The organism is Rhodoblastus acidophilus (assembly GCF_025961575.1).
GTDB lineage: Bacteria > Pseudomonadota > Alphaproteobacteria > Rhizobiales > Beijerinckiaceae > Rhodoblastus > Rhodoblastus acidophilus_C.
Genome location: NZ_JAOQNX010000043.1, coordinates 23,158 through 36,139, shown reverse-complemented (window position 1 = coordinate 36,139; position 12,982 = coordinate 23,158). Strand labels below are relative to the sequence as shown.

At 65.3% G+C, this 12,982-nt stretch carries 13 protein-coding genes; 5 read left to right on the top strand and 8 right to left on the bottom strand.

All coding sequences use genetic code 11. The features are described 5' to 3' along the window. Nucleotides 1-408 precede the first annotated feature (408 nt). The 4 genes from M2320_RS21630 (at nucleotide 409) to M2320_RS21615 (ending at nucleotide 5,782) form a co-directional block, all read left to right on the top strand. Nucleotides 409-729, top strand: coding sequence for a hypothetical protein (locus M2320_RS21630; protein WP_264599065.1), 321 nt, complete (start codon nucleotides 409-411; stop codon nucleotides 727-729). An 83-nt stretch (nucleotides 730-812) separates the two neighbouring features. Further along, entirely contained in the window at nucleotides 813-2,507 is a 1,695-nt protein-coding gene (locus M2320_RS21625) for a hypothetical protein (protein ID WP_264599064.1), read from the top strand. Nucleotides 2,508-2,573: 66 nt separating this feature from the next. After that, on the top strand, nucleotides 2,574-4,487 hold the full coding sequence (locus tag M2320_RS21620) for a type I secretion system permease/ATPase (RefSeq protein ID WP_264599063.1): 1,914 nt from the start codon (nucleotides 2,574-2,576) through the stop codon (nucleotides 4,485-4,487). Next, nucleotides 4,484-5,782, top strand: coding sequence for an HlyD family type I secretion periplasmic adaptor subunit (locus M2320_RS21615; RefSeq protein ID WP_264599062.1), 1,299 nt, complete (start codon nucleotides 4,484-4,486; stop codon nucleotides 5,780-5,782). Before M2320_RS21620 ends, M2320_RS21615 begins: the two co-directional genes overlap by 4 nt. Here M2320_RS21615 and M2320_RS21610 read toward each other — a convergent pair. The 3 genes from M2320_RS21610 to M2320_RS21600 form a co-directional block, all read right to left on the bottom strand. Continuing rightward, on the bottom strand, nucleotides 5,700-6,335 hold the full coding sequence (locus tag M2320_RS21610) for an acyltransferase (protein ID WP_264599061.1): 636 nt from the start codon (nucleotides 6,333-6,335) through the stop codon (nucleotides 5,700-5,702). The two genes, M2320_RS21615 and M2320_RS21610, sit on opposite strands and share 83 nt — an antisense overlap. A gap of 135 nt (nucleotides 6,336-6,470) precedes the next feature. Next, nucleotides 6,471-7,523 carry a nucleotidyltransferase family protein gene (locus M2320_RS21605; RefSeq protein ID WP_264599060.1) on the bottom strand — a complete coding sequence of 351 codons (1,053 nt, stop codon included), beginning with the start codon at nucleotides 7,521-7,523 and terminating at the stop codon, nucleotides 6,471-6,473. Continuing rightward, entirely contained in the window at nucleotides 7,513-8,619 is a 1,107-nt protein-coding gene (locus M2320_RS21600; RefSeq protein ID WP_264599059.1) for a PqqD family peptide modification chaperone, read from the bottom strand. Before M2320_RS21600 ends, M2320_RS21605 begins: the two co-directional genes overlap by 11 nt. Nucleotides 8,620-8,841: 222 nt before the next feature. Between M2320_RS21600 and M2320_RS21595 the strand changes: the two genes are divergently transcribed. Further along, entirely contained in the window at nucleotides 8,842-9,084 is a 243-nt protein-coding gene (locus tag M2320_RS21595) for a hypothetical protein (protein WP_264599058.1), read from the top strand. Nucleotides 9,085-9,165: 81 nt separating this feature from the next. Here the strand turns inward: M2320_RS21595 and M2320_RS21590 are convergent, their stop codons facing one another. From M2320_RS21590 to M2320_RS21570, 5 genes are all read right to left on the bottom strand, one after another. Then, a complete protein-coding gene (locus M2320_RS21590; RefSeq protein WP_264599057.1) occupies nucleotides 9,166-10,053 on the bottom strand; it encodes a lytic transglycosylase domain-containing protein in 888 nt (295 codons plus the stop codon). A 230-nt stretch (nucleotides 10,054-10,283) separates the two neighbouring features. Further along, the gene (locus M2320_RS21585) at nucleotides 10,284-11,141 is read right to left on the bottom strand and encodes a CopD family protein (RefSeq protein WP_264599067.1); all 858 of its coding nucleotides are present in this window, start codon (nucleotides 11,139-11,141) and stop codon (nucleotides 10,284-10,286) included. Between the two features lie 5 nt (nucleotides 11,142-11,146). Beyond that, the gene (gene copC / locus M2320_RS21580) at nucleotides 11,147-11,512 is read right to left on the bottom strand and encodes a copper homeostasis periplasmic binding protein CopC (RefSeq protein WP_264599056.1); all 366 of its coding nucleotides are present in this window, start codon (nucleotides 11,510-11,512) and stop codon (nucleotides 11,147-11,149) included. A gap of 9 nt (nucleotides 11,513-11,521) precedes the next feature. Further along, nucleotides 11,522-12,475 carry a hypothetical protein gene (locus tag M2320_RS21575; RefSeq protein WP_264599055.1) on the bottom strand — a complete coding sequence of 318 codons (954 nt, stop codon included), beginning with the start codon at nucleotides 12,473-12,475 and terminating at the stop codon, nucleotides 11,522-11,524. Nucleotides 12,476-12,569: 94 nt separating this feature from the next. Beyond that, nucleotides 12,570-12,926 carry a hypothetical protein gene (locus M2320_RS21570; RefSeq protein WP_264599054.1) on the bottom strand — a complete coding sequence of 119 codons (357 nt, stop codon included), beginning with the start codon at nucleotides 12,924-12,926 and terminating at the stop codon, nucleotides 12,570-12,572. Between the last annotated feature and the right edge of the window lie 56 nt (nucleotides 12,927-12,982).

Sequence of the window (12,982 nt, the reverse complement as noted above, 5' to 3'; positions counted from 1 at the left end):
ATAGGCGCGCTCCTGTCAGCTTTCACGCCGCAAGAGTGCGCCAATTTCTTCGCCGCAGCAGGATATGATCCGGATTAAGTCGAATCCGCTCTAGCGCTCGAGCTTAGGCGCGACGTCGGCCAGTATAATTTCACACTCATCTGGATCCTCAGCCCCTCGCCAGAGATTTTTGGCGGGTCTGAAGTGATTCGGCTGGGACCGCAGACTGGCGCAGCCTCTCGTTTAATCTTCGACAGGGCTGCACCGTCGCTCATTTAAACTCCTTGTGGATAAAATTGACGCAGCCGACGGCGCGCTGTCGTAGCGCGCCCCGCCGCGTGCGCCGACCAACCGACTTCATATCAAATTTCTGTTATAAAAAGATATTTATCGCATTTCTCCTGTTCACATCCCGCGTGATGCGTTCAGTTGGCTAAGGCAGAAAGCAAGACGGCATTATTTAATTTCGCCGCTCCCCGTCCTGCTCCTGAAAAAAATATCGGCTGGCCGGATTGCATCGCTTGGGCTGGAGAATTAAACACAGGCATGGCGGATGAGGAAAAAACCGCCGAGACTCCCTGCATTTTCGGAAGAAATCGCCTTTTTATCATGGGCTTTCTTCCGCAGGCCCTCACCGAAGCGCCCGCCTGTGATTTAAATTTGGGCGGACGCCGAACGCAAATAACCTTGGCGCGGCCGCGGTCACGTCACAATGTCGCCTCTTCTACAGACTTTTTTGGCGACCGTTAACTTGGCCTTTTGGTTGCTTGGCATTCTCCGCCAAATAGCCTGTCAATTAGCACTATACCTTGCCAAAACTCAGGAGAGCACGCTTGGCTACAACGACCACCTCCACCGGTTTTCCCGACGCCACCAACACCGGCGTTCCCGCCGGAGTGACGCTGAGCCCATCAGGCAGCCTGACCGTCACCAAGGCCGGGACCGTGATTTCCGGCCTCGACATCAAGGGGACCGTCTATATCAACGCTCCGAACGTCACGATCGAGAATTGCAAGATCACCGGGAGCACCGACACCGGCGTCGTCAACATCGCCAGCGGCGTGACCGGCGCGACCGTCAAGAACTGCACGATCAGCGGAACCGGCGCCAACAATGACGGCTCCCACGGCATCAACGGCCAGGGGACGTTCATCGGCAACAACATCTCCGGCGTCGAAAACGGGATGAACATTACCGGCGCCTCGACCATCCAGGACAATTACATCCACAACCTCAAGGCCTCGGGCTCGCCGCATTACGACGGCATCCAGATCGACGGCGGCGAATCCAACGTGTCGATCAGCCATAACACCGTCATCAACGACTTTGGCCAGACCTCCGCCGTCATGATCGACAATTATTTCGGGCCGATCTCCAACATCAAGGTCGACAACAACCTGCTGTCCGGCGGCGGCTACACCGTCTACAGTGACGCCCAGTTCAGCGGCGGCTCGATCAGCGGCGTGTCGTTCACGAACAATCACATGGGTTCGGGCCAATGGGGCGTCACCGACTTCAACGCCAACAGCCCCACCTATACCGGCAACGTCAATGACGGCGCGAGCCTGATCAAGACGCTCAACACCTCGGCCAATGTCGGCTCGACCAGCACGACCACAACGGGTTCGACGACCACGACGGGTTCGACGGGCTCGACGACGACAACGGGTTCGGGCGGGACCACGACGGGGTCGACCGGCGGCGCGACCACAACCGCCGGCGGCGGGACGACGACGGACGGTTCGACGACCACGACCACCAGCCACACCCATGGCGGCTCGCACCATCACGGGACCACCGCGACGACCGCGACCACCAGCCCGACCACCCATGCGTCGACGACCGTGACCAGCGCCGCGGACACAACCGGCGCGACGGCCGCAACGCCGACGAAGACGGACGCGACCACGACGAAACCCGCCGCCGCGACCACCGCCGCCTCGACCACCGACACGACCACGTCCGACGCCTCCGGCCACCATGTCGAGGTCACCGGCGCGCATGCGCATGGACATCAAGCTCTGATCAAGGGAGTGGCGGACGCCGGCGCCCATGTCAGCCTCTACGACGGCGCCGCCCAGGTCGGAACCGCGACCGCCGACGCTTCAGGGCATTGGACCTTCAAGTCCAGCTCGCTGTCCGACGCGGTGCACACGTTCACCGCGAAGGAAGTGGACAGCGCCGGTCACGTCGCCTCCGCCAGCTCCGGCGCGGCGATCGTCGGATCGAGCGGCGCCAATACGCTGACCGGAACCGCCGGCAATGATGTGTTCGTCGGCAATGGCCATCCCGACACTTTCGTGTTCGCTCAGAATTTTGGACATGACGTGATCAAGGATTTCCACGCGAGCGGCGCCAATCATGACACGATCCAGCTCAGCACGAGCGCATTCGCCGATTTCAACACCGTGCTCTCCCATGCGCAGCAGGTTGGGCATGACGTCGTCATCTCCTCGGGCGCCGACTCGCTGACGCTCAAGCACACCCATGTTGGCGCGCTCAACGCGCAGGACTTCCACTTCGCCTGACGCTCTTAACAAAGTCACGCCAGCGGCTCCGGCCGCTGGCGTCCCGGCGCCGACAGAGGGAGCCCCATGACTCATATCGAACGACGCGGGAATTTCTCGCCCCCGGACCATTTCGACAATGACCAGACCGGGCCTCTCAAAAGCCTGGCCGCGCTGGTCGCTCGGACAGAGAAGCTGCGTGCGCAAGCGAAGGATCTGCTCGATACCGCGCGGAAAATCCTGTTTTCGCATCGGGCGCAGCCATCGTTCGACGGAGACCCACGTTCGGAGATCCGCGCCTTTCTCGCCTCCTGCAAGAGCGTTTTCTGGGGCCTCGCGCTGTTCAGCGGCTTGAGCAATTTGCTGATGCTCACCGGCTCGTTCTTCATGTTGCAGGTTTACGACCGCGTCCTGCCCGGCCGCAGCGTGCCGACGCTGGTGGCTCTGCTGATTTTGGCTTTGACCCTTTATCTGTTCCAAGGCGGCATCGATCTCGTGCGCGCGCGGATCAGCACGCGCATCGGCCGCCATTTCGACGAACGCGTGGGCTTGCGCGTGTTCGACGCGCTGGTGCGCCTGCCCCTGAAGACCCGCGGCGACGGCGACGGCCTGCAGCCGCTGCGCGATCTCGACCTGTTGCGCGGCTTTCTGGCGGGCGGTGGTCCGACGGCGCTTCTCGATCTTCCCTGGATGCCGGTCTATCTCGGCATCTGCTTCCTGTTCCATTTCTGGATCGGCGTCACCGCGCTGTTCGGCGCGCTCGCTCTGATCGCGCTGACCGTCGCCACCGAATTCACCACCAAGGGGCCGGCCGCCGCTTTCGCGCGCCATGGCGCGACCCGCAGCGCGCTCGCCGCGGAGAGCCGGCGCAACGCTGAGGTGCTGCACGCCATGGGCATGCGCGGCCAGGCCGCCTTGCGCTGGCGCGAGGCCAATCACGCCTATCTCGCCGCGCATGAACAGGCGAGCGACATCGCCAGCGGTCTCGGCGGCGCCTCGCGGGTGTTCCGCTCCGTGCTGCAATCCGTGGTGCTCGCCGTGGGCGCCACGCTGGTCATCAACCAGCAGTCGACGGCGGGAATCATCATCGCCGGTTCGATCCTGACGGCGCGCGCGCTCGCGCCCGTCGACGTGGCCATCGCCAACTGGAAGGGGTTTGTGGGCGCGCGCCAGGCGGGACGCCGGCTCGACCTGCTGCTGAAACTGCTGCCGCAGGAGGAAGAGCCGCTCGCGCTGCCGGCGCCGCGCGACTCCCTCGTCGTCGAAGGGCTGCATGTCGCGGCGCCCGGTTCCGAGCGGCCGCTTCTGTCGGGCGCGTCCTTCACCCTGCGCGCCGGAAGCGCCTGCGGGATCATCGGCCCCAGCGGCTCCGGCAAATCGACGCTGGCGCGCGCCCTGGTCGGCGTCTGGCCGCGCCTCGGCGGTCGGATCAAGCTCGACAATGCGGCGCTGGATCAATGGGCCTCGGATGCGCTTGGCAAACACATCGGCTACCTGCCCCAAGACGTCGAATTGTTCGAGGGCAGCATCGCCCGCAACATCTCGCGCTTCCATGCCGGCGTGAAAGCGACCGACGTACTCAAGGCGGCCAAGGCCGCCGGCGTGCATGACCTGATCCTGTCCTTCCCGGACGGCTATGCGACCCGGATCGGCGAAGGCGGCGTCGCGCTTTCGGCTGGGCAGCGCCAAAGGATCGGACTGGCCCGCGCGCTTTACGGCGATCCCTTCCTCGTCGTGCTCGACGAGCCCTCGTCCAATCTCGACGGCGAGGGCGAGGAGGCTTTGAACGCCGCCATCTCTGGCGTGCGCGAGCGCGGCGGCATCGTCGTCATCGTCGCCCATCGGCCCAAGGCGCTGGAAAGCGTCGATCATGTGCTGGTGGTCGGTTCCGGGCGCATCCAGGCGTTCGGCCCCAAGGAGGAGGTGCTCAACAGGGTGCTGCGCAAGCCCGTCAATCTGAACGTGGTCGCGGACAATTCAGGAAAGTGGAGCGCGCGATGACCACGGCGATCAATTCAATCCAGCGCTACATGGTCGTGGGCGGGGCGCTCAGCCTGTGCGTGACCTTCGGCATCGGCGGCTGGGCGGCCACCAGCCGTCTCTCCGGCGCGGTGATCGGCCAGGGCGTCGTCGTCGTCGATTCCAGCGTGAAGAAGGTGCAGCACGCCACCGGCGGCATCGTCAGCGAATTGCGCGTGCGCGACGGCGACGAGGTCAAGGCCGGCGACATCCTGGTCCGGCTCGACCAGACCCAGACCGCCGCCAACGCCGCCGTCGTGACCAAGGGCGTGGACGAGCTCCTGGCGCGCGAGGCGCGGCTGGAGAGCGAACGCGACAATGCGGACGCGATCGCATTCCCCAAAACCCTGCTGGATCGCGTGCGCGAAAATTCCGATGCGGGCAAGGCGATCAGCGCGGAAAAACGGCTTTTCGACCTGCGCCGCCAGGCGCGCAATGGCCAGAAGGCGCAGCTCAAGGAGCGCAGCGCGCAATTGCAGGACGAGATCCAGGGGTATCAGGGGCAGGCGGAGGCCAAGCGCAAGGAAGTCGAGCTGGTTCACAAGGAGCTGGAGGGCCTGCGCACGCTCTGGGACAAGAAGCTGATTCCGCTCAACAAGATCAATGCGATGGAGCGCGAGGCCGCGCGGCTCGAAGGCGAAAGCAGCCAGCTCGCCGGCATGATCGCGCAGACCCGGGGCAAGGCGTCCGAGATCGAATTGCAGATCATCCAGATCGATCAGGATTTGCGCAGCGAGGTCGGCAAGGATTTGATCGACACGCGCTCCAAACTGTCGGAACTCGCGGAGAGGAAGGTCGCGGCGGTCGACCAGCTCAACCGCGTCGACATTCGCGCGCCGCAATCCGGCCGCGTGCATGAACTGTCCGTTCATACGGTAGGCGGGGTGATCTCGCCGGGAGAGCAGATCATGCTGATCGTGCCGGAAGCCGATGCTTTGGCTGTCGAGGTCAAGTTCGCGCCGAACGACATTGACCAGGTTCATGTCGGGCAGACGGCGGCGCTGCGCTTCTCCGCCTTCAACCAGAAGACCACGCCGGAAATCGAGGGCCCCGTCGCCATGGTCGCGGCGGACGCCACGCAGGACCAGAAGACCGGCGCGGGTTTTTATAAGGCGCGGGTCGAACTGAAGGCGGACGAGGTCAAACGGCTGGGTTCGGCGAAGCTGACGCCGGGCATGCCGGTCGAGGTCTTCGTCAAGACCCCGGAGCGGACCGCCCTGTCCTATCTGACGAAGCCGCTGTGGGATCAGGCGGAGCGGGCGATGAAGGAGCGCTGAGGTCCATTGCGACAAGTCTCGCCGGCGCGCCGTAAGCCTTGGCGCCGGCGGGAACGTTGCGATTGACCAGGGCATGGGCGCCGATGATCGCCTTGTCGCCGATGGTCACGCCCATCTGCACGATGGCGTTTGGGCCGATATAGACGCCGTCACCGATTTTTGTCGGCGCATAATCGACGGGCAGGCGGCCAAGCGAGGTCGACCTGTTCACCGCATTATGGGTGTAGATCTGGACGCCCGCGGAAATCGAGCACCAGTCGCCGATCTCCAGTCCGTGTCCGGAGCCATCGAGGATGCAGCCGGGTCCGATCCAGCAATGACGCCCGACCCGGACGTCGCCAAGGACCAGAACATTGTCGTACATGGTCGTGCCCTCTCCAAAACCACAGGCGGCGGCATTGTCGGCGCGTTCGGTCAGCAGGTCGCCGATCGAGACCCTGCGATTGAAGCTGTGCTTTTTGCGCATGGCGAGAACGCGGATGAAAGCGCGGATGCGCTTCAGACATTCCTCCGGATTTTCGGAAGACAGTTTTCCGCCCGGCGACAGGTCCATTCTCGTATCCCCGCTAGAACATCGTGTTGCATGGGAACGGCCGCGCGGCCGCACCGGTCCGCCTCGCGCGAGAGCCCTGCAGCCGAGGCGATATTAAATAATTTATTTCCAGTTGAATATATTTATTTTTCGACATTAAAGTTTGGCGTTCCGGCGTTGCCGCGCGCGGGCCAGAAAAAAGCCCAGAGTTTCCACCTTGGGAAGCAAGCGCGTCTGGCGCGGCCCCGTCTGTGGCCTCACCTCGCTGCGATAATGCAGCAAATCGAGAACGCCGGCGGCCATGAAGATCGGACGCAGCTCTGGAAACCGCAGCTGCAGCATGCGGCGGCGATGCTGAAGGCGGGGAACGAACCGGCGGCGCAGGTCCGCAGGCGTGTCGACGCCCAGCAAGGCGTGGAGCGCGAGCACTTGCGTCTCCAGCGCGTTGCGGCCGAGCTCCCCCACCGCGAGCGCCGACAGTTCGCTCCAGTCAAAATCCTCGTGCGCCGCGAGGTCGCGAAGATCGAGCAGATGGCGCATATCGATGTCGCCCAGCCAGTAACCGTGGTCCTGGAACTGGTCGTGAACGACCATGATCAGCGCCTGGGCGACGGGCGACGGCAGAAGCGCGAGGCCCAGCCCGACGGTCACGGGACGGCAGCGCGCCGCCACCTCGCCCAGAAGCTGGTAATGGTGGGCGGGGCCGGGCGGCGCGACGTGCAGATCAACCATGCCGACATCGCCCGGCCGTCCGAGATCGACGAACCATTTTCCGGCGTTCGCGCGGCGGAAGACGCGATAGCCGATGCGCGCCAGGGCGTCGAAAGTCGCCGCGCGCTCCTGCGGCGCGATCAGCAGGTCGAGATCGCAGGACAGCCGGCGGCCCGCGCTGTCGCAATCGCTTGCGGCGAGCGTGGCTGCGCCCTTCAGCAGGACGGGGGTAACGCCATGCGCGTTCAGCGCCGCCAAGGTCTCGCCGAGTTGCGCGGTGAGCCTTTCGTTGCGGGCCAGGTTGCGCGCGAACAGGGTCTCTACGAGACTCCTGACGTCCTCGGGCATTTCTGCGCCGCGCCCGCGCACGACATCGACCAGGAACGGCGTCGTCAGGGTGCGGTTGGCGAGCGCGACGATCGCCATCCAGTCGGGCTCAGGCGGAAGCGCGCCGCGAAGGCAAAGACAGAGGTCGGCGAAGGCGCGGCTATGGTCCATCGCAGAAATCGCAAAGCGCGTCGGCGGCCTCGGCGGCGCAGCCGTAGACGAGTTCGACGGTCGCGGCCTCCGCAAGAATGCGCCGCAGCGTGGCGAAACCGGTGAGGGTCAGCCGCCGGCCCGGCGCATGGGCGCCCGCGATGATGCGGCGCAGCGCCTCGACGCGGTCGACGGAAAGAAATTTCGGGGCGCCCGCTTGCCTGCGCAAGAAGACGATCCATCCGACCGGACGGCTGGCGTGATCGCCGCCATCGAGCGCGGCATAGATCACCTCCTGGCCGTCGGGCCGGCGATGAACCTCGCCTTTCAGACCGGGGAACAGGCTCCAGGCGCCCGACTTGACCGTGGGGGGAAATGGCAGGCCGCAGACATGACCGTTTGGCGCGATCAGCGCGATGTCGTCGCCGCAATAGCCGAAGTTTTTCGCGGTCAGGCGCAGCGAAAGGGTTGTTTTGCCCGCGCCGGGCTCGCCGTTCAGCAGTAGCGCGCGGCCTTTCCGCGACAGGCAGGCGGCGTGGAGCAGGATGTCGGTCCGGTCGCGGGCCAGAATGTCGGCGATGACCAACGCCTTGGCGGCCGGCGCGACCTCGTCCGGGTCGCAGCGGCCGACGGAACGGCCCTTTCTGAACATGTGCAGGGAATCGCCGAATTCGATGAGTTGGAACTGCGCGGCGGGGCTCTCAAGCTGTTTGGTCTCTGCGGGAAACGCCTGCGCGATCGCATCCCGGATTTTTTTGCGGGGCGTCGAAAAGCTGTAAGCGGCGCCGTCCACCAAAAATGTGTTGGCTCCGGTCTGCGCGCAAGAATTCAGGCGCAGCAGGCCCAGACGCAGCCAGCCTTCGACCGCCTCGTTGACGTGGCGCGCCGCCAGGCTCGCATCCAGGCCGGCCTCGGTCAGCGCCGCGCGCGCCCCGGCGACGCCGCCCTCGTCGAGGCCGCGCCAGATGAGCGCGGCGACCGGATTGAGCCGGTACAGCGCCTGCGCGGCCTCGCAGAACACCGTGGGCTGGCCGTCGAACAGGGCAAAGGCGGCGGCGGGGCGCAGGTCGGCGGCCTCCGGGTCGGGTTCAACGCAGCGCGGCATCGTCACGGTCATCCGGTCCATCCGTTCGGCGAGAACCGATGTTGAAGGATCGGTAAAGGCTTTTAAATCCGGGAAAGTGCCCATTTTGATATTTTTTGTTTAATAAATTTAATTTGAAACATATTTATTATCGAACGCATTTTAACCTCACCCGATCGACCGCCTGGGCGATTGGGAACCGCCGCGCTGAAGCCCCGGCGGACACGTTGGACGCAATGTCTTGTGGAGAGAACCATGACTGATGAGGCAGACGACAAGCCGGCCACAACGGCCGAAGCCGCGGATCGACGGGCGTTCCTGTCCGCTCTTGGCCGGTTCTCGGCGGTCACGCCGCCGGCGATCACCCTGCTGCTGTCGACGACGCTGTCGTCGCAGGCGATCGCCCATTCGGGCGGCGGACCCCGGCGCCCCGGCGGCCATGGCTGGGGGAGCCATCACCACGATCACGATCATTATCACCACCACGATCGCGACTGAGCGGATGCGAGCGACCGACGATGCGAGGCGCGGCCAAACCCTGGCCGCGCCCGCGGGCGTGATCCCGGCGGGGTTGAAGCGTCAGTTTCGGATCACCAGGCACTGGCCGCCCGCCGATTTCAGTCGTTCGCAAAGGGAGCTCGCGCTCTGGCGCGAAGCTTCGGAGACCCGGACCTGATACCAGACATTCGGCCCGCGGCCGCCGAGCCGCCTCTGCGCCACTTCCGGCGCGCGCGGGCCAAGGATCGACGGGAATTGCCGCCTCATGTCGGCATATTGCAGCAAGACGGCCGACTTCGAGCGGTCACCGGCGAGCTGCAGCGCCCAGGAGCGGCCGGGCCTTGTGGAGCCCTCGAGCTTCGGCTTGTCCAGGGCGCGCGGAGGCGCGAGGCCAGGCGTTGCGCCAAACAGCGCCACCGCGCCGCGCGGCGGACATTCCGCCTTGTCCGGACCGTCCTCAACATCCCGCATTCCCACCCAGTCGTCAGCCGCGCGTCCGGTGACGATGCGCACATAATCCCGGGTTTCCTCGGGCAACGCGCGTTCGCCAGCCAGCCAGCCCTGGACGCGGGCCGGGCCGGCGTTGTAGGCGGCCGCGGCCAATCCGAGATTGCCGAACTGCTGGCGCAATTCGCCGAGCCATCGGCCGGAATGACGGATGGATTGCGCGCTGTCGAAAGGGTCGTCCAATCCGCGCCATTGCGCCGTCCCCGGCATGAATTGCGCGATGCCTTGAGCCCCGGCCGAACTCACCGCCTGCGGGTTGAACCGGCTCTCTTGCCAGAGCAGCCGCGTCAAGAATTTCTGGGGAAGTCCAAACGTCCTGGCCGCGGAAGCAATCTCCCCGCAGGCCTTGGTCAGGAGATCGGCGCGGCGCATGTCGCGGTCTTCCGCGGCCCCCGCGACAGAGGCGGAGGCGGTGATGACGATCGCCAGCCCTAAGCGCAGCGCGCCCGCTCGCTCATTCACCCCCAACATCTCGTTGACCCATTCGATTGCCGACAACAAATCCGGTTCACACGCAGAATTAAAACGATCGCCGCCAGGATAATTCGCGCGGAAGCGGGATCAAACCGCGGGAAACCACCGAAGCGAAGTGATGACGGCAGGCTGGCGCCGAGCGCGCCTCTGCGTCGCCAATAGAGTTTCCACAAAAACCTTTAGGAACACTTTTGAGGGTCGAGCGCGGAATGTTCGGCTCAAGGCGGCGGGGTCGCGCCAAGCGCCGCCGCCGCGCCGATCGTCGCAACGCCAAGAACAAGCTCTAGCGCGACGCTTGCGCGCAGCCGCGCCAACATGCGCCCCTCGCGCACGGAGGGCATGGCGACAAAACGATTGAAACCGGCGAGCGCCAGCATGGCGGCGAAAAGCGTCGCCTTGAGCGCAAGGATCAAGCCGTAATCGCTTCGCGCGAGAGCTTCGGCAGAAAAGCCGACGCGGGCGCCGACGCCCATGAGGCCGGTGACGAGGATGAGCGCGACTGCGGCCATGGCCATTGCCGAAAAGCGGGAGAGGGTCACTGAGGCGTCTGGCGGGCCGTTCCCCTGGCGCAGGGCGAACAGCAGCGGCGGCAAGCCGCCAATCCAGGCCGCGGCGGCAAGCACGTGAAGGCAATAGGCTGCGATCAAGCCCGCGCGTCCGGTCGCGGCATGACCGAGCCAGGCCTGATCGACGAGCAGCGCGACCGCGACGACAAGGAGGACGCGCGCGCGAGCGCCCGGCGGAGCGACAATGGCGGCGCCCGCGGCCACCAGCAAAAGCAGACGCAAGGCCGCGACCGGACCGAAGGGGCTTTGAAAGAACGCGAGGAGGATTTCCGGGTCGAGCGCGGCCCCGAAGCCGCCGGCCATATTGGCCAGCAACAACCAAAGCCAGCAGAGGCCGGAGACCATGGTCGCCGGCCCCGCCGCTTTCAGCAGCGCATCCGTGGCGCGGGCGGCGCGCGGAGACGCTTGCGGCATGCTCAGGCGGAACAGGGCCGCCCCGAGCAGCACGAACAAAGACGCGAAGTGAATCCATCGCACCGGCAGCGCCAGCGCCGCCGGATCGAAGGCCATTTCGGTCACGGCGCGATGGTGAACTTGTAAGAGCCGGAGGTGCGATGCGTGTCGTCGGAGACGACATGCCAGTTCACCACATAGGTTCCCGGCGCCAGCTTGCGTCCGACCGGCACATGAAGCGTGTCCGGGCTCGACGCCTGCACTGTGGCCTTACCGGTGGGAATGACGGCGCCGGCGGCGGTCGCCAGCGTCGCGCCCGAAAAGGCGGCGACGACATTTTCCGAAAAGCTGATCTGGAGCTCGCTCGGCGAGGCTTGAACGGTCGCGCCAACGCCGGGAACGGCGTGGTCGAGCGTGGCGTGGGCGAATGCGCCGGGAGCGCCGGCGAGCGAGATGAGCGCGGTCAGCGCGAGGCGAAGGTTTTTCATGTTTTCTCCTCAATACTGGGCAGTGCGGGCGCGGGGCGGACCGAACAACGGTTTGCCCAGGGTGTCGGGCGCGAGGTGGTCGAAGAAGAAACAGACGGTCGCCATGGCGCCAATGTGGGCGCCGCTGGCGCGGTTGATCGGAACCTGCGCCATGGCGCCGACCTCGAAACCATTGCCCATGTAATAAAGCGCCGGCCCGAACACGCCAGTGGTCGTATGGGGTGAAAAATCGTCGGGCGACGAAGGAGCGACATGGGCGATGGGGGTGGTGAAACTCGCCTCGAAGGTGGGAATGAGCCGCCGGAACAGTTCCGGGACCTCCTCTACGTAGGAATTGCGATAGAGCAGGCTGTATTGCAGCGTCGCGCCATAGGTCACCAAGGTCGGCCCTTGTGGCGGCATGGCGTAATCGACCTCGCCCGTCACCGCGAAAGGCCGCGCCCAGTCGAGCGTGGCGTCGCCAAAGCCCTTGCCGGCGTAAAGCCTCGTGGTGACCGTCGAGAACGGGTCCGGCGCCAGCGAGGCGCTTTGCGGGCTGCCCGTCCCGCCCCATTCGACGGCGACCGCGCCGGCGATGATCGCCTCGGACTTGGCGTCCTGCCAGAACACATATTTGAGCTGCGTCTCGAGGTTCGACCAGCCCTGCGCATTGGGACGCCTTTGCCAGTTGAAGCCTTCGGAGCCAACGGACAGCGCGAGGTCGGCCGTGATGGTCTTGGCGTATTCCCAGCCCAGCGCATAATTGATCGGGCCGGGCGTGCGGTCGAAGTTCGATCCGGTCATGTAGGCGAAGGTCGGCAGCGCCAATTCGTCGTTGACGCCGGGGTCGTCGATGGCGAGCGTAACTGGAAAGACGCGGTCGCCGACAATGGTGTGGGCTTTCGCCGGCGCGAGAGCGGCGACCAGCGCGCCGCAGGCGAGCAGGACGCGCCGCGATGCGGCCGCGTGATGGGGATTGAACATTTGGAGCTCTTTTCGGAAAAGGGAATTTCTGCGCAAGCAAGCGGAGCCTCTTCCGCTGTGCGAAAGGGGGCTCAACAAAAAACTTGCGCGCGGATCACCCCTCCGAAGGCGGCGCCCTCGCCTGCGCCGTGACCCTGCGGGGACCGACGAATTTCCGCTCTTCCGGCAAGACCCAATCGACGCGGTGGGGCGCAACCGGGCGGACTTCGATCTGCGGCGCGTCGAACGCGAGCGGCGCCGCGCCGGAAAACACGAAAGCGCAGAGATCGCAGGGCGGGCCAGGAGCATGCGGCTGCGGGGCCGCGGGCTGGCGCGCATGCATGGGACAGGGAGCGGCGACGGCATGGTGCTGCGCATGGGCGATGGCGCGCGCCGACCCGACCGGCGCATAGGCTTGCACCAGCAGAGCCACCAGAAAGACCGGAAGAATCGCTAGGATTCGCCGACGCACGCCTTCCCCCAAATCCGCATGTCCGCAACGACAATGCCTGGACATTGCGAAACAAT